This is a genomic window from Paenibacillus oleatilyticus, assembly GCF_018998565.1.
Taxonomy (GTDB): domain Bacteria; phylum Bacillota; class Bacilli; order Paenibacillales; family NBRC-103111; genus Paenibacillus_G; species Paenibacillus_G oleatilyticus.
This window is the reverse complement of the sequence record NZ_JAHNZO010000038.1, coordinates 1-26,254: the sequence shown is the minus strand read 5'-3', so window position 1 is coordinate 26,254 and position 26,254 is coordinate 1. Positions and strand designations below refer to the sequence as shown.

Here is a 26,254-nt window from a genome sequence, read left to right as displayed (position 1 = left end):
CGAGTTCTATCTTGATACCTTACAAAAAGACAAATTGTCCATTTGAAATAGAGGTGAAGACGTTTGACGCAACCTAAAATCAGGAAAGGCACCTTTCATCATATCGAATCTGAACTCTATGCATACAACGATACAAGAAAAGAAATTGTAAAGCTCAAAAACGAGCTGCTGCAAGCGCATGGCGAACGTACCGCGACTCTTATAATTATGCATCGCACGGTTGAACAGATGGAGCGAATCACAGAAGCGATTGAAAATGTAGTTGAACAACTTCCACCCGAGAAACAGGCACTAATAAAAATGCTGTTTTGGACTCGCCCACAGCTTCTAACATGGGACGGCATAGCAATGGAGTTAAATGTAGGGCGGACAACTGCTATTCGTTGGAGAGATGAAATCATATTTAAAATTGCTGAAAAATTAGGCTGGCGGTAAAGTGGTACTTTTTCGGGACTTTTGAGGGTTAAATGTCAGGTACAGTATATCCATGGAGACGGGAACAAAAACCCAACTCCAGACGATACTGTACCTTGACAACTTCATAAGTCGTGCGAAACGTCTAAGGACAAAGTAGCCAGAGAAAAAAGTAGGCGCGGTATCCGTAAGTTAATCGGAGGTTCAGATGCCTTGCTCTGACAAACGACTCAAAATAATATGTTCATTCCTTGTTCAGTGGTCCGGCTATGGCCGGGTTGCTGCCGAAGGAACGAGGATACGAAAAATAAAAATTGGGTTGCACATAGGGTCGCAGAAATGCGGCTCTTTTTGTGCTGGGTAATTATCACGCATCGATGGCGAAGGGGAGGGTGAGCCGCGTGAGGAAAAAGGGGATCAAAGATCCGCCGGGCAAGCTCTTGGTTGCATGCAATAAAGCGTAGGGGTCGGTGAAATCATGAACGATAAACTGAGCGCAGCAAGAGGCATATTTAATGGGGTGGTAATAAGCGCCCTGGTTTGGACAGGTGTTTTCTTGACAGCCGCCTTCATTCGATAGATCAAGAACCAACACAATAACTGGAGGTGGTGACATTTGTAGATGCCAAGGAAACGCGATCCAAAGCGCGATCAAGCGTTCGAAATATGGAAAGATAGCAATGGACAGATAAATCCAGTCGAGATCGCACGTCAACTCGGCATATCTGACGGAACTGTCAGGGGATGGAAAGCAAAGGATGAGTGGGACAAACGATTAGTCTGTATAGCGGAAGAAGCGGAGCGTTCAGACGGGAATACGGAACGGGACGATCTGGAAAACGCCGGTGAATACAGAGAGCAAGATGAATTATTTGTAGACGCCGTTCGAATAGTTGTCGAATTACAGCAAGCATCCACATCACTACTGCAGAGAAGGATGAGGATTGGCTATACAAGATCTGCGCGGTTAATTGATGAAATGGAAAAGCGCGGATATGTTGGTCCTTACCAAGGAGATAAACCTCGTGAGGTATTAATCAAAGAGTTTGACCATGTCAGAAATACGGAACGGAACGTTCCAAAAAAAGAAGCGGAGCGCTCTGAGAATATGGAACGTTCCAAATTAAATACAGAACGTGAAAAGCCGTCTCCAAAACCGGAGAGAGAAATCGATCTTACGGAAAAGCGTCGGCTTTTTGTTTTGGAATATCTTAGAGACTTTAATGCTACCCGAGCTGCAATCGCTGTGGGCTATAGCAAGAAGACGGCCTACTCCATAGGTTGGGAAATCCTGAGAAAACCTGAAATACAGGAAGAAATTCAAAGATACAAAGAAATAGTAACGGGTGAACTCGGACTTGAGGTCCAACGGGTTATTGCGGAGCTAATGAAGATTGCTTTTGCCGATATCTCGGATGTAATGGAATTTGGTCTACATGACATTCCGCTGCGGGATGATGAGGGGAAAGTCCTTCTGAACGAAAATGGTGAACCTATCACCGAAAAGTTCAATTATGTAGCTCTAAAAAATGCTGATGAAATAGATAGCACCGTCATTAGCGAAGTCAAGAAGACCAGAGAAGGAGTGTCCGTGAAGCTTCACGACAAAATGAGGGCTTTGGAAAAGCTCGAACGATATCTTCCTTATATGACTGAGGAGGAGAAATTGAAATTGGACAAAATGAGAGCCGACATTAAGGCCACGGAAATGAAGGTGTTCTGATGGCAAGTCACAGCATTCTCCAAACATTCTACGCTTCTCGGAAATGGCGAGGTTTCAGGCTGGGACTTATTGCAGAACGAGGAAATAAGTGCGAGGAGTGCGGACGCATAATAGCGAAAACGTCGGATATAATTGGTCACCACGAGACGGAATTGACGCCGGAAAATGTGCATGACGTGGCAATAGCATTAAACCCGGATAAAGTTAGCCTGACATGCTGGGATTGCCATAATAAGGAGCATCAGCGATTTGGTTACCACAGCAGCGCCCGTAAGCAGGTGTATTTAGTATACGGTCCTCCACTAGCCGGACATATGGATATCGTTCACCAGAGCATGAAGCGTGGAGATATCATCGTTGACATGGATGCAATATATACAGCAGTTTCCGGGCTTCCAAGGTACGACAAGCCAGACAATCTATTTCAAAACGTAATAGGCATCCATAACGCACTTCTCGATCACGTTAAGACCCGACATGGAAAATGGTTGAATGCGTGGGTAATTGGTGGGTACGCCGATAAGGTACGGCGCGAGCGTTTAGCAAACGACCTCGGGGCTGAGATGATCTATTGTGAAGCTACACAAGCTGAATGCCTTGAACGATTGAGCATGGATGAATCGCTGCGTCACCGGCAGAAAGAATATGAAGGGTACATTAGCAAATGGTTCGATGAATATAGGGAGTGATAATTTGATGAATGAAAACATGGACCCTAAAGATTTCTACCCGGCTGTTTACGCTGGCGAACGAAATAGTGGGAAAACAACAAGGGTACTCGAAAGGGCAGATGCAACAAGTATTCCTATACTGACAAGAGATAACAACATGAAACGATTCCTTGAAGGAGTGGCTAAACGATTAAAATTCTCTAATGTTAAGGTAATCACACCAAATGAATTGAAACGAATGGATATCAAGAGAGTTATCGTAGAGGAAGCTCAAACGATGTTGGAGTATCTCCTTGGGTTGGGAATCGATTCTATGTCGGTTACAACTTATGATTTGGTTGAACTAGCCGCACCAATCAACCAATCTACCAAGACAAAAGCGAGTAGCATAATGGAGTATGGATGCCTATACTGTGACTGGACCATGATGACACAACAACTGAAAGATGGAATGTACTGCCCAAAATGTTCCGGCGAGATTGTTCCTTTACGAGAATTCAAGCCAGAAAGGTGCGCTGATCAAGCCATGGTTAAAATACAAACCCCACCAAAAGGATGGAAAGAAGCAAAACATAAAGATGATACAAGGATAGGGTACATCATTAGGCGAGCGAACGACGACGGGGTAAAGATAGACTACGATACTGTGAGACTTATTTTGCGCCTGGATTCTGACTACCAGTCTGTTACGGAGAAGTGAGGACAACAACCTCACCCCCCGGGGCCAGAAAGGGGCGGCTAGGCGCGATAACCGCTCTCCCTCCCCTTTTTTCACAGGAACCTAAAAATTTGAAATCAGATCGAAAGGCTGAGAAAAATGGACAAGGCTGAGTTGTATGCCCAAGAGTTGGCGAAGTTGAGCGAACTTTTCGCTGATGTAGAAGAAAACAAAGCTAAACTGATTCAGGGGCTTATGGAGGATGCTGCCTTTCTGTGTGTCGAAAACAAAGCTCTTCGCGAAGTTTTGGGGCAGACAGGAATGGTGAAGGTTCACCCACAGAATGCCGCTATCCAAAAGCCTGTTGAGGGGGCGCTACAGTACCTAAAAAACGTTAACAGCTACGCAGTAGTCATCAAGACCCTAAATGGTATTCTGCAAAAAAATACTGTTGAGGATGATGACGATTTTGATAAATTCATGAACGAGCGGAAATGACGTGATGTAACATGTCCTATCTTGTCGAATACCATAGCAAGATTAAGAGCGGCGAGATTGTGGCCGGGCGGGACTTGATTATGCAGCTAGACGCGCTCATTGCAGACCTTGATAACCCGGCATATATTTACGATACCAAAGATGCCGAATTCCGTATCGAGTTCATTGAGCGCTTTTGTCGGCATACGAAGTCCCCGTTTTATGGCATGCCGTTCATTTTGGAATTGTGGCAGAAGGCGTTTATCGAGGCGTTCTACTCATTCAAGTGGACGAATGAAGGATACGAGGCTTACTACGGTGAAAAACCGAATAAACCTTATCTGCGGCGTTTTAAAAAGGCGATCTTGCTAGTCAGTCGAAAGAACGGGAAGGCCCTAGCGTTGGATACCCCCATCCCAACACCTCACGGATGGAAAACGATGGGCCAGATACAAGTTGGCGATACCGTTTACGACGCGTGTGGACGACCGGTGCTAGTCGTGGCTACGTCAGATGTGTTTGTCGGACATAACTGCTATGAGATTACGTTTGAGGATGGCGAAAAAATCATTTCAGATGCGGACCATATCTGGTATGTAACGACTGAACGGGAGCGTAGCGGACATCATGATTACTTCGACATTACGACAAAATCTATCGCAGAGGATTTTATTTGCAGACGGTATTATGTGCCGGTTATCTGGACGGCTAAAACGCAAAACAAAAGTCCAAACAAAAGCATAATAAACATAGCCGAGGTACCAAGTGTTCCAACAAAATGTATCTCCGTAGATTCGCCTAAACACCTATACCTAGCAGGTAAACGCATGACGGTCACTCACAATTCCACATTGTCAAGCGCGCTTGCATTCACGGAGTTTATGTGTGGCGCTGGAGGAACTGACATAGTATGCTCCTCAAACGACGATGCGCAAGCGTCAATTGTGTTCGAGGAAGTGAATAACGTCCGGGAAATGTTTGACCCGAAAGGGAAGCGAACACATAAGAACCTGAAAGGGATATACAATCTCAAGAACAAGTCACGCATATTCAAGCTCTCGGATCGGACGCGGAACAAGGAGGGCCGGAACATTGATGGTGCGATCCTTGACGAGTCAAACGAGATGGAAACCAACGTCATTGCGAAGTCCATCGATCAGTCGCAATCCACAAAAGACGAGCCGTGGTTCGTCAACATTACAACCGAAGGATTCGTGAACGACGGATATTTGGACAACGAGCTAAAATACGCACGTGCAGTCCTCGCTGGTGAACTGGAGGATGCTACGCTTCTTTCATGGCTCTATACGCAGGACAGCGAGAACGAGATATGGCAGGATGAACGCAGCTGGCAAAAATCAAACCCAAGCTTGGGGAATATCAAGAAAGTCAAATACCTGAAAGACCAAATCCGCAAAGCCCAGTTAGACAAGGGTGAGCGGATTTTTATGTTAGCAAAGGACTTCAACTGGAAGACAAACAATGCGGCGGCATGGTTGACACAGAACGAGTACGAAAGCGACGTAGTTTTCAACGTCGAAGAGTTTCGCGATCACGTTGCGCTCGGCGCTGTAGACTTGTCCGAAACGACGGACTTATGTTGTGCGAAGGCGATGCTTATGCGGAAGAATGACCTCAAAAAGTACTTCTTGACAAAGTACTTCATCCCGGAGTCGAAAGTAGAGCAGGGAAGCAAAGAGGATCGAAAAAATTATCTCGATTGGGCGAAACAGGGGCTGGTTGAGATTTGTCCAGGCAACGAGAACGACTATTCCATGATCACCGCTTGGTACGTGAAACTATACAAGGAATTGGGTATACGCGTATTCAAGATCGGGCTGGACAAGTGGAATGCCAAATACCTGATGAAAGAACTTGACGGATACGGATTTGATACGGAAACCGTGGGTATGGACTGGGGCCTAAGCAACCCTATGAAGCTGCTGGAGGCAGACTTGAAAAGCAGCCTCGTTGTGTATGACGGGAATCCAATTGACAAATGGTGCCTCGGGAACACAGGGATTAAGGTTGATAATTTGGGCCGTGTCATGCCGGTAAAAACGCAGGGGTTGCAAAACCTGCGGATAGACGGCGCGGTGACAAAGATCATAGCCTACGCCATGTATATAAAGCACCGGACAGAATTTACTAATCTGCTCAGATAGGGGGTGATTGTTTTGGCTCTGTGGGATGTTTTTAAGAAATTCAGGAAGGCACCAAATGGTGCGGCGCGCTACGTGAAAATGATGAACGGCGAACTGCCCGTTTTTTCCCAGTTTGGCGAAAACATATATGCAAGCGACCTCGTTCAAATGGCTGTAGATTGTATCGCGACGGAAATCTCGAAACTTCAACCGAAACACATCCGAACAGACAACGGCGGAATGCAAACTATACCGGCTAGTGATATTAATCGCCTATTCAAATATGCGCCGAACCCATTGATGACAACGAGAGACTTTCTTGAAAAGGTAACTTGGCTACTTTTTTTGAATTATAACGCCTTTGTATATCCAATGTTTGAATTAGTGAAAGAAGCTAGTGGCATGCGCCGGATTTACACAGGATTCTATCCCCTGCAGCCGACGCAAGTTGAGTTTATAGAGGACGAGAACGGGAAATTGTTCGTTCGAATGCAGTTCCGTGCTGGCGATAGCTACACACTCCCCTATGCAGACGTGATTCATTTACGGAAGAAGTTTTCGGTAAACGACATTATGGGCGGAGGGAGGACAGGACAGCCAGACAACGAGGCCCTGCTGAAAATGCTGGAGATTGACCACAACGTTGTGAAAGGCGTGGATAGAGCTGTTCAAACAAGCCTTCTAATACGCGGAATCTTAAAAATAAATACCATGATGGACGACGCAGGGCAACAAGCAGAGCGGAAGAGATTTGAGCAAGCTATCCGAAGTTCAGAATCTGGGATTCTACCGCTAGACCTAAAAGGAGAATACATCGACCTAAAGCCTGATCCGAAGCTGCTAGATAAAGATACTTTGGCTCTAATTGAAAGCCGTATCCTACGATGGTATGGCGTGTCTCTTGCGATTCTTTCCGGGGATTACACAGACGAACAATACCAAGCTTTCTACGAGCGGGTTTTGGAGCCGATTGTCGTAGGATTCGGACAGGCTTTTAGTCGAACGTTGTTCACAGATCGAGAGCTATCAGTCGGAAACGAGATCGTTTTTTATCAGCGGGATATGCAGTACATGAGCATGAAGTCGAAGCTTGAATTGCTTAAGATTGCTGGCGAGCAAGGATTGCTGCAGGACAATCAGAAGCTTGCTCTTTTGGGTTATCCGCCAGTTGAGGGGGGCGAGCGCGTGACGCAATCACTGAACTACATTGACAAATCAATCATCAATCAATACCAGATGAAAGGTGGAAAACCAAATGCCGAACAGACCTGAGAAGGCAGAGGGCAGCGTGTATCCTATAGCACGAAGTTTCGAAATGCCAGATATCCGTGCTGATGCAGACGAAAAAACCATCGAAGGTCACGCGGCGGTATTTGACCAAAAAACCAACATAGGTGGTTGGTTTTTTGAAGTGATAGAACGAGGGGCGTTCGATGGCTGTAATTTTGATGACGTTTTATTCAGTATCAATCATGACTTGAAAAAGATTCCTTTAGCACGTAGCCGTAGAAACAACGCAAATTCAACATTACAACTATCAGTTGATACTAAGGGATTGTTCATCAAGGCAAAATTGGATACAGAGAACAATACCGAGTCGAGAGCATTGCATAGCGCTGTAGGTAGAGGAGACATTCAAGGAATGTCTTTTATTTTTTATATCCAAGAAGAAAAGTGGGAGAACCTCGACTCTGATATGCCTACGAGACGCATACAAAAAATTAAAAGAGTAATAGAAACTAGCGCTGTTACGTTTCCGGCATATACCGGAACTGATATACAGGCTCGCGACAAAACGGCATTGGATAATGCCCGGCTTGCGTTGGACAACGCAAGGTCTAAGGGGTTGGATAACTCCAATAACGAGCAGCGAGAGTTGGAAATTTTAAAATTTAAAGCTCAAATACTAGCGAAAGGTTAAGGTGGAACTTATGGATATCAAAAAATTGAAGGACATGTTAGCTAAGAAGGAAACTCGGAAATCCTCACTATCCCAGCGTGCGGCTGCATCGGAGGATGTCGCGGAATTGAGGTCGATTAACATTGAGCTTTCGGAATTAAACGATGAAATTTCTGAATTGCGTAGTTTGATAGCTGAAGCCGAGGCGACAGAAGACCGTGGTAAAAACCAAGAGGAGCCGGAAACACGAGGTCAGGAAGCGCATGAAGGCGACGAATTCCGCAGCATGCCTAACGGAAAATTCCGTCCACTAGGAAGTTTTGCCTATGGGGACCACAATAACGAAGCTCAGCGCGAAAAGGAATTGAACGAGAGGTACGAAGAACGAGGTGCTTACTTAAAAGAAGGGCGCGCTGTCACGTTTACGGTAGACGAGTTCCCCGAGTTCCGTGCGGTTACGGTCGGTGGCGGAACACTGGTTACCGAGAAGAAATATAAGCCTGATTTGGCTCCGAAATTCAATGAAATCTCTTCTCTGATTGATGTTGTCAACGCGGTACCGCTGATCGGCGGAGAAAGTTACACTGCGGGATTTGAGGTTTCCGACGGCGAAGGCGACTACACACTGGAGGATGGGAACTATGCAGATGCGGACCCGGCTTTTGATTATGTCACTCTTAATAAAGCAAAGATCACGGCCTACTCGGAGATTACGGACGAAACAAAGAAGCTCCCTAACATCGATTACCAATCTCGTGTTGCAATGAGCATTGGTAGAGCATTGCGAAAAAAAATCACGCGTCAAATTTTGGTGGGATCCGGTGGCGCAAACTCCTTGACAGGTATCTTCAATGCCCCAGCAAAAGTCATTCCGACGGCTACGGATATCAGCATTGCGGCTATTGACGCGGATACGCTGGATCGTATCGTGTTTGGTTATGGCGGACCGGAAGACGTGGAAGGTGGCGCTTTCTTGGTCTTGAACAAAAACGACCTCGCTGCCTTCGCTGCGATCAGAAGCACTACGGGCGAAAAACTATACGAGATCACATTGGATGGTAACGTCGGCACTATTTCTGCTTCTCGTTCGTACAAGGTGCCGTTCCTCCTTAACTCGGCTGCGCCGCAAATGTCGGCAGCAGGAACAGCTTCTGGCACTCATTGTATGGCATACGGCTTCCCGGCCGCATATGAATTGCCTGTATTCTCACAAATTACGGTAGAGGAATCCCGAGACTACAAATTCAAATCGGGACAAATCGCATACCGCGGTTCTGTTTGGGCTGGCGGAAACGTGACAATGCATAAAGGTTTTGTCAGAGTTAAGAAATCGTAGACGGCGGGAGCTAAGACTCCCGCTAACACAGTCATAGGATGGTGATTATATGTTACAGGTAATTAAAGCATTTTTTGATCCATACACACAAAGAGCGTATAAAGTAGGGGAAACGTACGAAGATAGTGAATACGTGGAGCGTCTAATTGCTGGAGGTCTTTTAGCCAGGACTGAAGCCTCCGCAACGCCGAAGACGCAGAAGAAAGCGGAGGCCGAATCATGACAGACGCGGAGCTTCTTATAGAGTGCAAAAAAGGACTAGATATCTCCTTGGACAACGCGTCACTTGATAATGTACTCACTCAGAAGCTGCGTGCCGTTAAAGTGTATATGAAAAATGCTGGGGTATCGGATTCGATGTTGAACAGCGATCTTGCCATTGGCTGCCTTGTAGTGGGGGTAACCGACCTTTGGAACCTGAAAGGCGGAGACGTAGCATTCTCACCCGTATTCCATGTGCTTTTAGCCCAAATAGCGATCAAATCTACGGTGACATGACATGAGCAGGCGGCGGAAATACCCTATACAACTTATCCCATTGACCTATGTCACTGGATCGGATACGGACATGGTGTCTGAAGGCACACGACGCAGTATTTTAGCGGATCGAAAGTCTATAAACCGATCCGAATTTTACCCGGCTTTTGCGAATGGCCTACGTCCCGAAGTAGCGTTTGTCGTTTGGACATACGAATATGCAAACGAGCCTCGCCTATCGTACAACGGCATGGATTACGAAATTATTCGAACACATACCGGGGAAGATGAACGAGAAATCGAGCTTATTTGTCAGCCGTTGAGTTTGGTACAAACCGGGTTATCGAGACTGCGGGATTCGGTTGAAATTTGGTATAACACTACCGTAAAAAACAGCATGAGCGAAAAATCTCCTCGCAAGGAGAGGTTATTCACGTTACCTGCACAAGTTGAGTTTGTAGGCGGGGGCACCGCGAATGTGTCCGGTCGGGTTATCGAAACTACAAACAATGCCAAGGTCACAATTCGATACCGGGAAGGAATCAGGCCGGACATGTTCCTGATGATTGCAGGACAACGATACGATATCAGGTATATCGAAGATCCGTACAACCGTCACGAAACTCTCACTTTGCATACGGAGAGGGTGGTTCCATAGTGGCAAGGCTGACCCGTGCGCAATTGAACAAGGCTGTAAATGAGCGGATTTCTGCTGAATTCCCGGACATATCAATTCAAAGCAGCGATGTTGAAGAAGGATTTGAACGCCCTTCTTTTTTTGTTGAGATCGATACTGATGCAAGCGAGACGTTTCAGTTCACCCTCCAACGTGATATGACATGCCGGATTCTCTTTTTTCCAACAGATCGGAATGAATTCAAGGAAGAGGTATACGATGTACAGGATAGGTTGGAGAAAATGTTCGGACTAAATTTCTCTGTTCTCGGCCGCACGATTACAATTGATGAAGCAGAGACGTTTGTTATGGACAGGGTCCTTCACTACGATTTCCGTTTCGCATATTTCGATGACGCTGCCCCGGAAGAGACTGGAGAAAAAATGCAGGAGTTGGGATACAATGGGTGACTTCGATATTCAAGGGCTGAAAAAAATAGAGGCATTCTCCCGTGAATTATCCGATCTTCAAAAATTATTTCCCAAAGAAGCCAAGGCGCTCATGCGGCGTTCTGGCACAAAGGCCCGCGCCATTGTTGCCAGACGCGCAAGAACGAGCGTCAAGAAGAAAAAAGGAAATTATTTCCGGTCCATTAAACGAGGTAAGGTATGGGTTGATGCCTCAAGCGGAGAATACAAAATCCGAGTATATAGCAGAGCACCGCATGCTCATCTGATTGAAAAAGGGCATAGGATCGTAGATAAGAACGGGAAAGAACATGGATTCCAAAAGGGGTATTTTGTATTCGACAAAGCAGCGGCAGAGATCAACAACCAATGGACGAGCATCTTGGAAGAAGAATTTCACAAAATTATGAGTAAATTGTAGGAGGGATTCAGTTTGCCACTGCCGACAATAAATATCACATTCTCCTCGCTGGCTGTATCTGCTATCCAAAGAAGTCAGCGCGGGGTTGTAGCTCTCATTTTGAAGGATAGCACCGGCACCTTTGATACTAAAGAATACACATCTGTTTCCGATGTACAGTCGAGTGACTGGACAGCAGATAATCTCAGATATATCAAAGATGCATTTCTCGGTGTACCTTCTAAAGTCATTGTTGAACGTCTTGCTACTGCAGCGACAAACTACAACGCGGCACTAACAAGGCTCTCTGTAAAAAAGTGGAACTATCTTGCGATTCCGGGGATTGCCACTGCAGATGTGACGGCAATATCAACACAAGTAAAGACATGGCGCGATGCAAATAAGAAGACCTTCAAAGCCGTGTTGCCAGAAGCATCCGCGGATCATGAAGGGGTTATTAATTTTGCCACTAGCGGGATCAAAGTCGAATCGAACACATATTCAGCCTCTCAATATACGGCGCGCATCGCCGGAATTCTCGCCGGGCTTGCACTCAATCGGAGCGCAACATACTACGTTCTGTCGGAAGTTTCCGGTATCACGGAAAGTGCAACTCCTGATGCCGATGTTGACGCAGGGAAGTTGATTTTGATTAATGATGGCGAAAAAATCAAAATTGCCCGCGGTGTAAACAGCCTGACGACGACCACAACCTCGAAAGGTGCCGATTGGAAAAAAATCAAGGTCATTGAGGGTCACGACCTTATCCAAGAAGACATTACGCGAACGTTTGAAAATGATTACGTAGGCAAGGTGGTTAATAGCTACGACAATCAATCGCTGCTTATCGCTGCCGTAAATGCCTACTTAAAGGGACTTGAGGGGGATGTATTAGACCCGTCAGCAAACAACTCTGTGGGCGTTGACATCAACGCACAGCGGCTGGCATGGCAGGGAATCGGCACCGACACGAGCACATGGGACGACCAAAAAGTGAAGGAAATGAGTTTCCAGTCGAAGGTGTTTCTGTCCGGAAATCTCAAGTTCTTAGATGCCGTCGAGGACTTAACGATGGCAATTTCTGTTTAGGTAGAAAGGGGGCGAAGACATGGCAAGACCTGATCCGAGACGAGTTATCAATGGCACATATGGACGATTGTGGGTGAATGGAGAACTGTGGGCTGAGGTAGATAGCTTTGAGGCCAAGGCAACAATTAATTATGAGGATGTAAACTTTGCCGGAGAAGGTGCAACGTTCAAGAAAGCAACGGGGTGGGCCGGGGAAGGCAGTATGACGATTAAAAAGGTATACTCACGCGTACAGCGAATTATGGCTGACGGTATTCGCAACGGCACATACCCGCGGCTTGAATTGGTTGGTAAGGTGGCAGACCCGGACGCATTCGGTACGGAACGCGTGGCGTTGCACGACGTCACCGTAAACGAGATGCTTTTGCTGAAATTTGAGCAAAAGACCCTTGGCAGCGAAGAGGTTCCATTTGCATTCAGTGACTATGAAATGATGGATACTATTACACCCCGATAAATAGGAGGAATACCCATGGGAAAACAATTGACTATTCAACAGCTGCTTGAACAAAAAGAGGCGCTCAAAAATAAATCGAAGCGCAGACAGAAACTGTATGTCGAATCGCTTGATGCGGAAATCGTCATTCAGGAGCCTAGTCGCGATCTTGCCCTCGAAGCTATCGAGATGGCACAAGGCGAAAAGTCCGATATGGCAGACATTCATATTACTTATCATTGCGTGGTAGAACCAAATTTGAAGGACACCACGCTCCAAATGGAATTCGGATGCGTAGAGCCGACGGATATTGTTGGGTACATTTTCCGTCCAGGCGAAATCAGTGCTGTATCCGGCCATGCATTACAACTAGCAGGATACGCGAGCGGTGTTAAAAAGGTTGACGAAGAACTAAAAAACTAATCGAAAGCGACTCTGACCTGTACTTTTTGCACCACTACGTACAGCGCGGATTCGCTATAGAATACTTACTTAATCTGGATTTTACGACGAAACGTTTTATGATGTGTTCTATGGCCGTTCATTTTGATGAGGAGGCCCGGAAGTGGAGTGTGAAATAATTTCCTTGGAAAAAGAAGGATTTATGATGCCTATGGAGAAAGGGGTATAAAACTAAATAAAGGAGCTTTGACATGGCATCGAACAGGGTGATTGCGGGAGATTACAAAGGTAAAGTCTTGGTTTCGGTCAGCAATGTTGCAAGTATGAGTATGGGTTTTTTGAAGCGACCTATGGATTTAACTAGTGACACCGTAGAATCATACGAAGTACTTGACGAATCCACACAAAAGGGAGCGCTGAGTACAGTTGGTAGAGCGGCGGCAGGAGGCTTGTTATTAGGGCCTTTTGCTGCAGTTATTGGTGGCATGACTGGAAGAAACAATAGGACGCATATCGTAGCGATTCAATTCAAAGACGGGAAGCGTAGTTTGCTTGAAATCGACGATAAGGTGTATAAAGCATTGGTAACAGGTTGCTTCAAATAATGACAAAGAGTCTCTTGTAAAAAGAGGCTCTTTTTTCTATTCAGAAAAGAGGTGGTGAATATTGGGAGCAAAAGACATATCCAAAACAATGGTGTTGCGCGACGGCGTGACCAATACTCTGAATAAAATTAATGGCGGCGTGGTAGCGTACAAGAACAACTTGCAGGAATTGAAAGGCATCGCAAATGCGGCATGGGCTGCTGCCGCAGTCGGCATAGCCGCCGCTGGGGCAGCGATGGTGAAATTTGGAGACGAGGCTACGGAGGCGAGCGCGAAATTAAAGAACGCTACTGGAGCCACTGGAGCTGAATTAGCCGGATTGCAAGATGTAACTAACCAGTTGTTCAAGGACAGCCGTTTGACGGAAAACATGGAGTCCGCTGCTGCTGCGGTTATTAGGGTATCACAAGCGACAGGATTTACGGGAGCGGCACTCAAAGATGCAACAAAGAATGCTCTGCTCCTTCAAAAAACGTTCGGCGAAGATGTGAAAGAAACCATCGACGCATCATCTAAACTCATGAAAAACCTTGGGGTGTCGTCAACTGAGGCACAAAACCTAATTGCTCAAGGTTTTCAAAAGGGGCTAAATAAGTCCGGTGACTTTCTTGATACGCTCAATGAGTACACGCCACATTTCAAGGCTATTGGCCTGAGTGCCGAAGAGATGCTTTCCGTACTTAACTCGGGTCTTAAATCCGGAGCGCGGAATACGGATATGGTGGCCGACGCAATCAAGGAATTCGTAATCAAAACAAAAGACGGATCTAAGACGACAACCGAAGCGTTTAAAACGATACGTATGGAGGGTATCGACAAAGAGTTTGCAGCAGGAGGAGAAGCGGCGAAAGCTGCATTTCAAAAAGTAATGACGGCGTTAGGGGGCATCCAAGATCCACTCTTAAAAAACACCGTCGGCGTCCAATTGTTCGGAACCAAGTGGGAAGACCTTGAGTCTGTGGCTGTGGCCGCACTCTCTAATATTGATACTGGATTTTCCCGTTTAAACCAAACTATGCAGGACATAGATACGAATCAGCCAAAGACAGTCACAAGCATACTTTCGGATATAGGTAGGGCAATCATTACAGATGTGCTGGCGCCGATCAACCAAGGATTAGCACCACAACTTGCCGTGCTAGTTCAGGGCATTTCTTCTGTGGCGGATACTATAAAAAACAACTGGTCATTCATCGGCCCGTTCGTTTATGGAATCGCTGCCGCACTCGGCGCATTCACTCTTGCTCTTGTTGTATCAAAAGCAGCGACGTTAGCTGTTACGGCGGCGACATGGGCGTGGAGCACCGCTTTGAAGATGACGCCATTAGGCTGGATATCGTTTGCAATAGGCTTGGTCATTGCGGCCGGGACCTACTTAATAGCGAACTGGGAACTTGTCAAGCTCAAGGGAATGGAAGTGTGGAATGTCCTTGTAGACGCTGCAGAATGGGCAGCGAACAAGTATTTCACCTTCGTGAACACCGTGCTCAAAGTATATGTATATGTCTGGGATTCGATCAAATACGCCGGGATTGTCATGTGGAACGCGCTTGTTGAAGCTGAGCAGGCAGGGATTACCGCATTCATAACCGCAGCAAACAACGTTGCAAAGGCCTTTATCTTTTCTTGGGAGAAGGTGAAGGAAGCCGGGAAAAGCGTATGGAACGCGCTCGTAGGCTTTGCAGAAGCGGGGGCAAACTCATTCATCGGAATCCTGGAAGACATGATAAAAGGTACAGTTGGCGGGATCAACACATTGATTACCGAAGCCAAAAACCTAGCCGGAAAGGCTGGCATCAACCTTGGAATTGGAACCGTTGAGTTCAAAGGACTGGACAGGGTTAATTTCGGAGGTGCTAAAGCTGACGAGAAGCCAGTACGGTGGGAGGATATACCTGACGTTGTACCACAAATCTCTATAGCAGCAGCGAAAGCAAACGCGCAGGCTCCAAAATGGCGCGAAGATATGAACATTCTCCCGCAGGCTAATTTCCAAGGTGGTAAATTCAGTCAAGATGATATCATGGCGCAACGAAAGAAGGCGGAGGCAGAGCAAAACAAAAAAGAGTCTGAGAAGCAAGCACAAGCAGATCAGAAGACAGACGAATTAATAGGTGCACTAAACGCTAACACAGCGGCAACTGATGTGAATACGGATTCCACGAAGGAAAACACAAAAGCCAAGCTGAAAGACATGACAGCTTTGGAGATAGCCGACTCCCTTTTCGCTAGGGTGGAACGTCACGCTTGGGGGTCTTCCTAATGATTCAGGTGTTTATTTCCATCAATAACAACGAAGAGGTAATGCAGCTTCCGGTACCGCCATCCGAATACAACGTAAAAAGTACATTCGGTAGCGAAGAAGTCACTGGGTTGCAACAATCCTTGAACCGAATCGGCCTCCGCCAACTTCGAGAGGTTTCGTTCTCCAGTTTTTTTCCGATCAAGGGGCATGACTATCCTTTTTTGCAGAGCCGGGAAATGTGGGGCATGGACTACATTGACACAATCGAACGCTGGCGAGAAAAGCGGATACCACTCCGGCTTGTTATCACGGATTCGTCCGGAAAACAGAATTTGAACATTGCTGTAACTCTGGACTCGTTAGAGTGGAACGTGAAGAAAGACGGAGATATTGGGTATACGATGACCATGAAAGAATTCGCTTTTGTTGACACGAATAGGCGGTGATTTTGCTTGTTCAAACTAATCCTAATTAAAAACGCGGGTGACGTTTCCTACGATATCACACCCATCGTTGACTCGATCACGTGGGATTCCAATCTTTCGATGATGTCGGCAATGGAATTCGGGATCATTTGGAACGATACCCGGTATTTTGCGGAAAATCCATGTGATATCGGCGACGTTGTTATTTTATACGAGGGCAGCAAAGAGGTGAACCGTGGAGTCATCGTTACGGAGAGCCGATCCAATCGGGAAGCGATAAAGTATTCTGTATATGACTATGCTTGGTATCTGGGGAAGTCGAAATCCGTATATCAGTTCAACAAAATACCCGCATCCCAAGCGATCAGGCGCATTCTAAACGACTTCGGTATGCAGATCGGCGCTATTCCAGAAATGGGAACGCTGATTGAAGAGTTGTATATTGAAAAAAGCCCAGCAGAAATCATTGATGAAATTTACAAACTGCATGAGAAACGTAGTGGTAAACGGTACAATGTTGAGCTGCGCGAAGGAAAAATATATTTCGAGGATATGGAAGAACTAGTAATCACAGGCACGTTCCAACTGGCAGGGAATGTTGAACTGTACGACGTATTTTCGAATCCGCTCTCCGCGTCCCGGAAAAGATCTATAGAAGAGATGAAAAACCGCGTAAAAATCATGATCGAGCGTGACAGCAAGGACAAAGACAAACCAAAATATGAAGTCGTGGCAATGAATCAAGACGAGAAATCAATTCGAAAATACGGTCTTTTGGAGTCAGTATACAAAATCGACGCCGAAGACGCAGCTAAAGCCCGTGAAGTCGCTCGTATACTGCTTGAGCGCTTGAATCGTGTTCAAGAAACAAACTCACTTACGTTGCTGGGAGACGTTGATTTTAAGGCTGGAAGGTTGCTCGATGTGACGGAGCCTATCACGGGCATGAAAGGACGATATATGATCATGACCGCGAAGCACGAAGTAACAAAACAACTCCATATGATGCAGATCGAATTGGTTCTCCCGGAAGACGTAAAATAGGAGGCGCGTCATGGATGCTATCGATAAATTAGCGCGTAAGTTGGTGGAAATGAATAAAGCAAACCAAAACCCGCCCAGTGTAGCGCTGCGAACAGGCGAGGTTGTGGAATTGAACCCACTAAAAATTCAGTGGGGAGAGAATGTCATCTTGACCGAGGACAAACTTGTTCTGCCGGAGGTATACACGACTGGGTACCAAATCCCGAACCGTTATATGAACACGAACGGCAGTATGGTGGAGGAAACAATACCATGGAAACTGTCATTCGCTGTTGGGGATAAGGTTGTTATCTCGCCGGATGAATATTTGAAAATTTGGTACGTTCTTTGGAAGGTGGGGTGATGTCATGTCATTGCCGCAGATAGCTAATCTGCAATTCACTGCTGATGAAGTGATTGAAAGTACGACCAGCGAGGCAGTGCATGCAACATTCGATTGGGACTTTACCACTGGTGATTTCCGCCTTATAGACGGAAAACTTGTCAAACTTACGGGCATTGAGTATTTGAAAGTATGGATTCAAAAGGCATTGCGTACAGTCGCGGGCACACTCATTTACAAGGGGACGACATACGGCAGCGAACACCACACATTGATCGGCAGAAGCTTTCACCAAGACTTCTCTCGTGCCGAGTATGAACGTATGATTCGTGCGGCACTTCTTCAAAACGACGCTATCACTCTGGTCGATAGCTTCTCATTTTCACAGAGTGGCGCGCGCCTGACTATCAATTTCAGAGTAGGAAGTATATACGGAGAAACAGATGGGGCGGTGACTGTTTGATGCCGGATGACAAATTGGCGGAGCTAATCAAGATCAGGTTAACGCAAGAGGACGTTATGACGTTGTTTGTAGATGTTGTAGAGCCGATTGTGGAAGAAGTCAGCCGCACTGTAATCTCCGGGATTCATTCGGCAGCGCTGCGGGGGCAAAATAAATATTCTGAGGCGTATGGACACTTATTCCCGGCACCAATTAAAAACGGTGAAATACAGCGTATGGTAACGCGAAAGATTGTCGAGAAGTACAATGAATCTCCTGACCGATTGTTTGACGTGATCTTGAAAGAGCTGGAGGGAGTCGAAGGTGGCAACCAAGGATGAGATTTTATCGGCCCTGCTAGCGTTGGTCCCATCTTCATATGATCGGTCCGTTGGAAGCTTTATCTATGACTCGCTATCCCCAGTAGCGGAGCAACTAGCAAAAATGGATATCTTTATAGATTCAGTGAAGGGTAAACTCAATATCGACAACCTGACCGGGGTGGAGCTGGCCCAGCGCGTAAGGGAGCGTACCGGGATCGAGCGCAAGGCAGCGACCCACTCGAAGGGGAGCGTAGTCCTGACCGGTACCGGTACCATTACGAAAGGCGATCTTTTTGAGACTATGGGGGGAATCCGGTTCCGGTCGACGGAAACAAAGTCGGTAACGAACAGCGGCACAATAAGTGTCGAAGCCGTTGTTCCGGGTAGCAGCGGTAATGTACCAGCTAATACGATAACGCTTTTTCCCGTGACTATATCAGGATTTACAGCCGTAAACAATCAGAATCCAACACAGGACGGATTCGATACGGAGTCCGATGCAGATTTGCTAAAGCGGTACTACGAACGAATACGCACACCTGCCACAAGCGGGAATGTAGCCCATTACAAACAATGGGCTAAAGAGGTTTCTGGCGTTGGAGATGCCCGCGTTGTACCGCTTTGGAACGGCGCAAACACAGTCAAGGTGGTGATCATCGGCAGCGACAAAAAGCCAGCTTCAAACGCCGTTGTGACAGCCGCACAGAACTATATCGATCCGGGAGTAACGGGGCTTGGAAATGGCGTTGCCCCAATCGGCGCATATGCTACGATAGTCAGCGCTACAGGTGTTAACATTAACGTCGCGGCGACCGTATCTATTAAGTCCGGGTACACACTGGCTCAGGTTACATCCAACATCGTAGACTCGATAACGACATACCTCAAGGGAATCGCCTTTGTAGAATCCGTTGTGAGTTATGCACGTATTGGAGCAGCGATCCTTAACAGCGAAGGCGCACAAGACTATAGTGGTCTGACGGTTAATGGAGGAACAACAGGGATTACAATCGGCAATGAGGAAGTCGCTGTTACAGGGACGGTGACCATAATTTGAGTACAACCGGCACTGATCTGCTAAAACGTCTTCGGGGGCGTCTTCAGGGGTTTATGAGTAAATCAGGAGTGTACAAAGCCATATTTGACGCTGACGCGGATCAGATAAATAAGCGCGAGGACGCGACAGGCGATTTACAATTACAGTTGTCTGTCGATTCAGCGACTTGGGCGCTTTCGATCTTCGAACGCGAGTTGGGCATTCCGACTGATTTAAACAAACCACTATCGGAACGGCGATCTGTCATCAAATCCAAAATGCGGGGCACTGGAAAAGTCGATGCTGCCATGATTAAGCTTGTTATTGATAGTTGGACTGATGGGGGCGTTGACGTTGAGTTTGTAAATAGCGAAATCAAAGTAACGTTCCGTAGCGTGGTTGGTATCCCTTCAAATATGGATGATGTTCGAATTGCTGTCGAGGAGATAAAGCCCGCGCATCTAGCGATAGTATACGCTTTTCTTTATAACCAATATGATCAATTACGATCGTATACACATGACCAATTGTCCAGTCGCACACACGACCAATTACGTGCGACTGCGCTTCCATGAATAGGGAGGTTCTTGATGCCTAATTTCACACCTAATTTTAACTTGAAAAAGCCGCTTGGTTCTGAAAATTACAACATTGCCGACGCAAACGGAAACATGGACATAATTGACGCAACGTTAGGTGCTCATATTGGCAGCGGCGGGAATGCACACGCATTAGCAGTTGCGAACGGAGCGAATGGTTTTTTGAGTGGAGCAGACAAAGCGCTTATTGATTCCTTGAAAACAACAGAGCCGCTTAAGCTCTATGTAAATGCCTCAACAGGAAATGACGCAAATGACGGAAAAACAACAGCGACAGCATTTAAGACGATTCAAAAGGCTGTGAACAGCGTACCGCAAGTTGTAAATCATCTTTACGAAATTATCATTACGGCTGGCATTTATAACGAAGAGGTGACGATAGCTGGATTTACAGGTGCGGGAGCATTATGGATAAAATCGGATTCGTCATCCTACTATATGGCAAAGGCCTTTGCGTTCGATGGTGTGACGTTACGTACATTTGTTGATACAGCGGAAGCGACTGGAAAACATAGCGTGTTTGGTTGTGCTTTCTTCATTCGCGGGTGCACAAACTTACAAATGAACGCCATTAAATCGGTGAATGTCGATACGTCCTACGACGGCGTATACTTTGAAAAATCAACGGCATTTATTTACTCAGCTGTAATCTCATCAAAAAGGGCTGCGATTTTCAGCGACTATGCGAGCAAGGTACACGCAGGCTTTTGTTCCGGCTTGGGCAATGTGTACGGCTTACAAGCGGCCCATGGCGCAAGTCTTGGTGTAGAAGGTACGCAGCCCACTGGTACCACGAACCGTCTGGTATTATCAGGCGGTTCGATAGATGACGGAGCTATATCAGCGAGCAGCGGAAACATCACGCTGTACGTGTCGCCTTCTGGAAATGATGCAAACGATGGCCTAACGGCAGGGGCAGCCCTCCGAACGATACAAGCAGCAGTAAACCGCATTCCGCAGATACTAAATCACGCGGCAACGATAAACGTCGCGCCCGGAATTTACAACGAATCCGTTCTCATACGCGGCTTTACTGGTAAAGGGTTTTTGGAGATCTTTGGGGATACGGCCGTTTCCGATAACTATCAGGTTAATGATTTTGTGCTTCACTACATTACTGCAAAAGTCTCGGTGCGTGGATTTAAATTACTTAATCCAAACGTCGCAGCTTTTAATGTATACAGTTGTACCAATGTCAACATATCGCATTGCCGTACCAATGTACCAGCCACTGGAATTATTGGGATTCTAGTGAGCCGGAGTCTTGTTTCCGTAAGTGGCTGTGATATCTCAAACCGGCAATATGCAATCATATCTAGTGATGTATCAAGAGTGTTTTCCTCAACTAATTCCGGAGGTGGGAACTCTTACGTCCTGGGGGCGTTCGATGCCTCAACTATCGGGAAATATGGGTCGCAACCAAGTGGCGCAACCGCCGAAAATACCGCAGGAGGAGGTGTGATCCGATGATTGCTATTTTGTACAAAGACGGCAAATATGTGGGCTTCGTTGATGACGTAAAAATGATCGACGGTCAAGATATCATTGGATCGACAGGAACTGCCCGAGGAGTCACACATGACGTTCTTGTCACCGATGATGGAACGATCCGTTCAGAACAGATTGAAACAATTCGATTCAAAACAAACGTGGGATACGACGAAAAAGGCGATCCAATAGAGGAAGAAACGATCCTTTATGAGACGCGGTATTACGTTTCGACCTCGAAAGGAAATTTTCGTCCCGACGATCCGTTTGATCCGAAGTTATTTGACGACAAGCGGCATCTTCTCGGGCGGACAGAAAAGCAAATACAGGAACAGCGTATAGCGGACCTCGAAACAGCCCTTGCTGACTTCTTCGCGAAAGGGGCCGTGTAAACTATGTCGATGGAACCGTACAAAATCCGGATTATAGGCCGCGCCTGCATTACCCGCTATTCGAATTCGGAGGCCGATGACCTTAAAACAATTATCGACACAAGTTATAACGCACTCGCTACCGCTGATAGGACTGCTGTCGTGGCGTTCGTGGCTGATACACGACCGGATATCCCGTACGAACATACCGAGCAGAAGGAGGTGTGACAGTTCTAGAAAACGATCGTACAAGATCCTGCGTATAACCCAGCAGCAAATAGTTTCAGATTGGCCCCGTTCCTAGCGGGGCTAATTTATTTTCAAAGGAGTATTCAAATGTATAGGGCACTTAAATCTTTTTTTGACCCACTCGCAAACCGTTCATATCACCCTCATGAAGAGTACATCTCTATTTTGTCGAGCCACACAAGAAAACTTGTGGAACAAGGTTTAGTTGAGGAAAAAAATGAAAATGGACCATCTAAAAGTACTCTTCAAGCCGTGGCGACGCGAGGCAGTCACCTTTGCAACGGAGTATATCCTACAAAAGTAGACGATCCTGTAGTGAAAGAGCAGACATCCAAAACATATCACGAATTCACCGAGGACCGGCCCGAAATCGCCGTTGTTTTTGGGAATTTTTACGACCAAGACGTTCCAGTTCCGAATAAAATTTCGGTCAGCGCTGCAATTGAGTACCCGATAGGGAGTACCAAACGAATTCCAGTCTTCACATCGAGCGGGAGTAGGACATTCATTCTTGACCCTGGAGCAAAACAACTATCTGATATGGTGAGTGTCAACGGAAAAAAAGGCACCGGATTCTACATGTATACTTGCGTGTCCGTTCCGGAAGGCGGGAAATTCCCGCGCGGCCTTGTCGCGTACAACTCTCGCGGTGAAGGGCTGAAAAATGAGAACATAGTGGATTCCGGGACACCGGACACACACGGCCAGTTTGTATATCATCCCATTGCGATTGTAGGGCCTTCAGATGTTCCCGGAAACATTGTGGTTTCCGATAGTATCGGGCAAGGCGCTGGCGACAACCCCCAAGACCGTGGGTTTATCGTTGCTGGACTCGGTACCGATTTCCCTTGGATACGTGTTGCAAAAGGCGGGGAAAGCAGCTACGATTTCCGGTCAAACGGAAAGGCAATGTTCCGCGTAGGCCTTTTGAAATACGGACGTCGAGCGTTCGTTCACTATGGCACGAATGACCTCATGGGGAAATCATTTGATCAGTTCAAAGCGGATATCACAGCAACATGGCAACTTCTCCGAGACTTCGGTATCGAGGAAATCTATCAGTTCACCATTCCGCCGCGCACCACTTCAACCGATGCTTGGGCGACACATGAGAACCAAACCGCCGTAAGCACAAAGTTTTCGAAGGGGGCGGACCGCGATCAGGCAAACGCTTGGCTTCTCTCGAATCCGGCACCTGGTCTGCTCACTGGTACAATAGACACCGCATCCGCCGTTCAGCATCCGAAGGACGCCAGCAAATGGGATGTAGGCACGACGAAAGATGGCGTCCATCCGTCTGATGGCGGTCACGATAGAATGCGCCTGAAATTCGCAGAATACCTTAAAAAGTTTAAATAAGCTCCGAGCAATCGGGGCTATTTTTATGCTCATAAGGAGCAGGAAGGTGGATTGAAATGGACTTAACAGCTATCACTGCAGTAGTGGCCGCGATTAGCGGCATCTTCGTCGGTTGGTCCGGGAGGGCCCGGGCAATTCAGCAGGAGATAAAAAATGACGCCCAGAGCGGCGGAGCCCTTCATTCGGATGTGGAGTACATCAAGCGCGGCGTCGATGATATCAGGATTGAACAGCGGACACAAGGGAAAAGAATCGACGATTTGGCCGAGCGTGTGACTCGTGTGGAGGAATCATCCAAACAGGCTCATAAGCGGATTGACCGGCTAGACGCTGTACCAAGGCAAGAAAGAGAGGACTAACATCATGAACAGGAACGAGTTCATTACTATCGTCGCGCCAATTACGGTCCGGATTAGGCAAGAAGGCGGTCCGCTGTTCCCATCGGTACTAATGGCGCAAACACTGCTTGAAACGGGAGGAAATAACCCGGAGTGGAACAACATTGTCGGTTACAAGGTAGGCGTCGGTAAACAGACCGATTTTTGGCGTGGTCGCAGCGTGAATACAAAGACGCGAGAAGTAATCAATGGCGTCAATGACACGAAGCAGCGGGCCGACTGGCGGGCGTATGACAGTGTTTACGATTGCCTAAAAGACCAAGCGCTTCTATTTCGTAACGATCCTAAACGATATCAACGAGTGATCGATGCGCCGGACCCGTACACACAGGCCGACGCTCTTTATGCATGCGGATATGCGACTGATGCGCCGAAAGAAATCGATGGCGATCCAGACTACGCAGAGAAGTTACGTGGAATTATACCGAGATTCGAATATTTGGATGAGGAGGCAAACAAGCCCATGCTGGAACAGGGAATTGCAAACAATATCATCGACGGATATCTCAAACCCGCATATGCGACTCACGATGCCTCGTATCAGGCGGCACTCATTTCAGGAGATGTCGAAAGAGCGGAAGCAGCCAAAACGCTGCGAGAATGGCAGCGGACACTTGCGAATGCGCTTCGCAGGGCTTCGGGACAGCCGGAAGAGTAACCAAATTTATTTAAAAGGAGTGTAGAAAACCATGGATTTTCAACCGTTCATTTCGGAAATCGTACAATTTGTGATTGGACTTGTAGCCCTCGTTGCTATCACTTTGTTTTTTCGACTCAAAAAGTATGTAATAACTTGGATCGAGACTAAAACAACAGGGCAACAAAGGGAGATGCTTCACCGCGTGGCAGAAGAAGCTTTTGCTATCGTAGAAACGTCTATGTCCGGACAAAAAGGCACTGAAAAGCTGAACATCGCTATCGACTATGTGAGCAAGCATTTGGGTGAGGCCGGTATTCAAATGGCACCGGCAGCTATTCGTGCGGCCATCGAAAAGGCTGTGTTGACGCACAAAGCACAGGCTGCAGCTAAAATCGGAGAAACTCCCGATGCTCCAGTAGAGCAATCCCAGCAAGCGCCGATGCCTGACCATTTGCAGCTTCTCATTGATGCCGTGACTGCTTTTGCAATGGCAGAAAGGAAGGTAGTAGCTCTACAGCAGACAGTACAATCCGCCCCGGTAGATGCGCCGCCGGACCCAATGTCACCGCCGCAAACACTTTGGCCCTAAATAGGAGGTACGACCAATGTTCAAAATGAAATTTGATATCGTTCCACGATACCTTTCCGGCCCAAGCAAAAGACGCCCGTGCATTCCGATGCCGGGCGTTCGTTTTATGGTTGCTCACGATACAGGAAACCCCGGATCAACAGCGGCAGGAAATGTATCGTATTACGAGCGCAGCCGAAACGAAACGACAGCGTCCGCGCACATCTTTGTAGACGACCAGGAGATTATTGAATGCATCCCGTTTTTGACGGGGGCTGCGGAGAAGGCGTATCACGTCGTCTATAACGTAACTACGGACAACGAGCTTTACGGATGCAACTCGAACGATGCAGCTGGTGGCGTGGAGCTCTGCTATGGCCCTCGACTCAATCTGAAGGAGGCGTACAAACGGTACGTATGGGTGCTGGCCTACGCCTGTTATCGATACGGCCTGAATCCGGCGACGGACATCACCGGTCATTACATCTTAGACCCGTCCCGGAAGACGGACCCAATGAATGCGTTCCAACTTCTTGGGAAGACGTTTGAGCAATTCATCGCTGATGTAGTAGCCGAATATCAAGAATGTACGAAAGGGGAGGCGGAGGAGCCTATGCTAAATGCAGGAGTAGCCAACACAGTTATCGATACTTGGATGAGTCCGGCATGGAAGGAGCTGGACACAAAACGGCAGGAGGCAGAACAGGCTGGAGACGGTACCGCGGCCGCAGCGTATGAACAGCAGGCCAATTATGTTCATTGGCTGGCGAACGAGCTGCGGAAAGCGTCGGGCCAGCCACTGACTAAGTAACAAAGATTACTTCGGTTCTTCTATTCAAAAATAAAAGCAAACCCATCCGACAGGCGGAGGATTTGCTTTTATTTTCTACAATTAATCCTCGAAACACTCACCAATAATACTGCTAATTC

The 26,254-nt window shown here is 47.0% G+C and carries 32 protein-coding genes; all 32 read left to right on the top strand.

Annotated elements, in window-relative coordinates:
- Positions 1-63 precede the first annotated feature (63 nt).
- The 32 genes from KQX66_RS31995 to KQX66_RS31840 all read left to right on the top strand — a co-directional run bounded on the left by KQX66_RS31995 (position 64) and on the right by KQX66_RS31840 (position 26,135).
- Positions 64-435, top strand: a complete 372-nt coding sequence (locus KQX66_RS31995) for a DUF722 domain-containing protein (protein WP_216797620.1) — start codon at positions 64-66, stop codon at positions 433-435.
- A gap of 601 nt (positions 436-1,036) precedes the next feature.
- Entirely contained in the window at positions 1,037-2,137 is a 1,101-nt protein-coding gene (locus KQX66_RS37895; protein ID WP_216797619.1) for a terminase small subunit, read from the top strand.
- On the top strand, positions 2,137-2,826 hold the full coding sequence (locus KQX66_RS31985) for an HNH endonuclease family protein (RefSeq protein ID WP_216797618.1): 690 nt from the start codon (positions 2,137-2,139) through the stop codon (positions 2,824-2,826). The genes KQX66_RS37895 and KQX66_RS31985 overlap by 1 nt, the downstream gene beginning before the upstream one ends.
- A gap of 7 nt (positions 2,827-2,833) precedes the next feature.
- Positions 2,834-3,508 carry a hypothetical protein gene (locus KQX66_RS31980; protein WP_216797617.1) on the top strand — a complete coding sequence of 225 codons (675 nt, stop codon included), beginning with the start codon at positions 2,834-2,836 and terminating at the stop codon, positions 3,506-3,508.
- A 117-nt stretch (positions 3,509-3,625) separates the two neighbouring features.
- Complete coding sequence (locus tag KQX66_RS31975; protein ID WP_216797616.1) at positions 3,626-3,964, top strand: hypothetical protein; 339 nt, start codon at positions 3,626-3,628, stop codon at positions 3,962-3,964.
- A gap of 11 nt (positions 3,965-3,975) precedes the next feature.
- Positions 3,976-6,108 (top strand): terminase TerL endonuclease subunit, encoded by a 2,133-nt coding sequence (locus tag KQX66_RS31970; protein WP_216797615.1) that lies wholly within the window; start codon positions 3,976-3,978, stop codon positions 6,106-6,108.
- A gap of 12 nt (positions 6,109-6,120) precedes the next feature.
- The gene (locus tag KQX66_RS31965) at positions 6,121-7,359 is read left to right on the top strand and encodes a phage portal protein (protein ID WP_216797614.1); all 1,239 of its coding nucleotides are present in this window, start codon (positions 6,121-6,123) and stop codon (positions 7,357-7,359) included.
- Positions 7,343-8,008: an HK97 family phage prohead protease gene (locus KQX66_RS31960; RefSeq protein WP_216797613.1), complete on the top strand. Its 666-nt coding sequence runs from the start codon at positions 7,343-7,345 to the stop codon at positions 8,006-8,008. Before KQX66_RS31965 ends, KQX66_RS31960 begins: the two co-directional genes overlap by 17 nt.
- A gap of 10 nt (positions 8,009-8,018) precedes the next feature.
- A complete protein-coding gene (locus KQX66_RS31955) occupies positions 8,019-9,323 on the top strand; it encodes a phage major capsid protein (protein ID WP_216797612.1) in 1,305 nt (434 codons plus the stop codon).
- Positions 9,324-9,542: 219 nt separating this feature from the next.
- Positions 9,543-9,821 (top strand): hypothetical protein, encoded by a 279-nt coding sequence (locus KQX66_RS31950; protein WP_216797611.1) that lies wholly within the window; start codon positions 9,543-9,545, stop codon positions 9,819-9,821.
- Between the two features lies 1 nt (position 9,822).
- On the top strand, positions 9,823-10,458 hold the full coding sequence (locus KQX66_RS38045; protein ID WP_216797610.1) for a phage head closure protein: 636 nt from the start codon (positions 9,823-9,825) through the stop codon (positions 10,456-10,458).
- Positions 10,458-10,886 carry a phage tail terminator family protein gene (locus KQX66_RS31940; RefSeq protein ID WP_216797609.1) on the top strand — a complete coding sequence of 143 codons (429 nt, stop codon included), beginning with the start codon at positions 10,458-10,460 and terminating at the stop codon, positions 10,884-10,886. The genes KQX66_RS38045 and KQX66_RS31940 overlap by 1 nt, the downstream gene beginning before the upstream one ends.
- Positions 10,879-11,304, top strand: a complete 426-nt coding sequence (locus tag KQX66_RS31935; RefSeq protein ID WP_216797608.1) for an HK97 gp10 family phage protein — start codon at positions 10,879-10,881, stop codon at positions 11,302-11,304. Before KQX66_RS31940 ends, KQX66_RS31935 begins: the two co-directional genes overlap by 8 nt.
- 12 nt (positions 11,305-11,316) lie before the next feature.
- A complete protein-coding gene (locus KQX66_RS31930) occupies positions 11,317-12,372 on the top strand; it encodes a phage tail sheath subtilisin-like domain-containing protein (protein ID WP_216797607.1) in 1,056 nt (351 codons plus the stop codon).
- Positions 12,373-12,391: 19 nt separating this feature from the next.
- Positions 12,392-12,829: a phage tail tube protein gene (locus KQX66_RS31925; RefSeq protein ID WP_216797606.1), complete on the top strand. Its 438-nt coding sequence runs from the start codon at positions 12,392-12,394 to the stop codon at positions 12,827-12,829.
- Between the two features lie 15 nt (positions 12,830-12,844).
- On the top strand, positions 12,845-13,231 hold the full coding sequence (locus KQX66_RS31920; protein ID WP_216797605.1) for a phage tail assembly chaperone: 387 nt from the start codon (positions 12,845-12,847) through the stop codon (positions 13,229-13,231).
- Between the two features lie 230 nt (positions 13,232-13,461).
- Positions 13,462-13,815: a hypothetical protein gene (locus KQX66_RS31915; protein ID WP_216797604.1), complete on the top strand. Its 354-nt coding sequence runs from the start codon at positions 13,462-13,464 to the stop codon at positions 13,813-13,815.
- A gap of 61 nt (positions 13,816-13,876) precedes the next feature.
- A complete protein-coding gene (locus tag KQX66_RS31910; RefSeq protein WP_216797603.1) occupies positions 13,877-16,078 on the top strand; it encodes a phage tail tape measure protein in 2,202 nt (733 codons plus the stop codon).
- Positions 16,078-16,506 carry a hypothetical protein gene (locus KQX66_RS31905; RefSeq protein WP_253957574.1) on the top strand — a complete coding sequence of 143 codons (429 nt, stop codon included), beginning with the start codon at positions 16,078-16,080 and terminating at the stop codon, positions 16,504-16,506. Before KQX66_RS31910 ends, KQX66_RS31905 begins: the two co-directional genes overlap by 1 nt.
- 6 nt (positions 16,507-16,512) lie before the next feature.
- Positions 16,513-17,529 carry an XkdQ/YqbQ family protein gene (locus tag KQX66_RS31900; RefSeq protein WP_216797602.1) on the top strand — a complete coding sequence of 339 codons (1,017 nt, stop codon included), beginning with the start codon at positions 16,513-16,515 and terminating at the stop codon, positions 17,527-17,529.
- Between the two features lie 10 nt (positions 17,530-17,539).
- Complete coding sequence (locus KQX66_RS31895; RefSeq protein WP_216797601.1) at positions 17,540-17,872, top strand: DUF2577 family protein; 333 nt, start codon at positions 17,540-17,542, stop codon at positions 17,870-17,872.
- A gap of 4 nt (positions 17,873-17,876) precedes the next feature.
- A complete protein-coding gene (locus KQX66_RS31890) occupies positions 17,877-18,314 on the top strand; it encodes a DUF2634 domain-containing protein (protein ID WP_216797600.1) in 438 nt (145 codons plus the stop codon).
- The gene (locus tag KQX66_RS31885) at positions 18,314-18,634 is read left to right on the top strand and encodes a hypothetical protein (RefSeq protein ID WP_216797599.1); all 321 of its coding nucleotides are present in this window, start codon (positions 18,314-18,316) and stop codon (positions 18,632-18,634) included. Before KQX66_RS31890 ends, KQX66_RS31885 begins: the two co-directional genes overlap by 1 nt.
- Positions 18,618-19,673, top strand: coding sequence for a baseplate J/gp47 family protein (locus KQX66_RS31880; protein WP_216797598.1), 1,056 nt, complete (start codon positions 18,618-18,620; stop codon positions 19,671-19,673). The genes KQX66_RS31885 and KQX66_RS31880 overlap by 17 nt, the downstream gene beginning before the upstream one ends.
- Entirely contained in the window at positions 19,670-20,227 is a 558-nt protein-coding gene (locus KQX66_RS31875; RefSeq protein ID WP_216797597.1) for a putative phage tail protein, read from the top strand. Before KQX66_RS31880 ends, KQX66_RS31875 begins: the two co-directional genes overlap by 4 nt.
- A gap of 15 nt (positions 20,228-20,242) precedes the next feature.
- Entirely contained in the window at positions 20,243-21,721 is a 1,479-nt protein-coding gene (locus KQX66_RS31870; protein WP_216797596.1) for a hypothetical protein, read from the top strand.
- A complete protein-coding gene (locus tag KQX66_RS31865; protein WP_216797595.1) occupies positions 21,718-22,131 on the top strand; it encodes a hypothetical protein in 414 nt (137 codons plus the stop codon). Before KQX66_RS31870 ends, KQX66_RS31865 begins: the two co-directional genes overlap by 4 nt.
- A 315-nt stretch (positions 22,132-22,446) precedes the next feature.
- Positions 22,447-23,718, top strand: coding sequence for an SGNH/GDSL hydrolase family protein (locus KQX66_RS31860; protein ID WP_216797594.1), 1,272 nt, complete (start codon positions 22,447-22,449; stop codon positions 23,716-23,718).
- 56 nt (positions 23,719-23,774) lie between these two features.
- Positions 23,775-24,077 (top strand): hypothetical protein, encoded by a 303-nt coding sequence (locus tag KQX66_RS31855; protein ID WP_216797593.1) that lies wholly within the window; start codon positions 23,775-23,777, stop codon positions 24,075-24,077.
- A gap of 4 nt (positions 24,078-24,081) precedes the next feature.
- A complete protein-coding gene (locus tag KQX66_RS31850) occupies positions 24,082-24,774 on the top strand; it encodes a glycoside hydrolase family 73 protein (RefSeq protein ID WP_216797592.1) in 693 nt (230 codons plus the stop codon).
- 31 nt (positions 24,775-24,805) lie between these two features.
- Positions 24,806-25,345 carry a phage holin gene (locus KQX66_RS31845; RefSeq protein ID WP_216797591.1) on the top strand — a complete coding sequence of 180 codons (540 nt, stop codon included), beginning with the start codon at positions 24,806-24,808 and terminating at the stop codon, positions 25,343-25,345.
- Between the two features lie 16 nt (positions 25,346-25,361).
- Positions 25,362-26,135: a peptidoglycan recognition protein family protein gene (locus tag KQX66_RS31840; RefSeq protein ID WP_216797590.1), complete on the top strand. Its 774-nt coding sequence runs from the start codon at positions 25,362-25,364 to the stop codon at positions 26,133-26,135.
- Positions 26,136-26,254 lie beyond the last annotated feature (119 nt).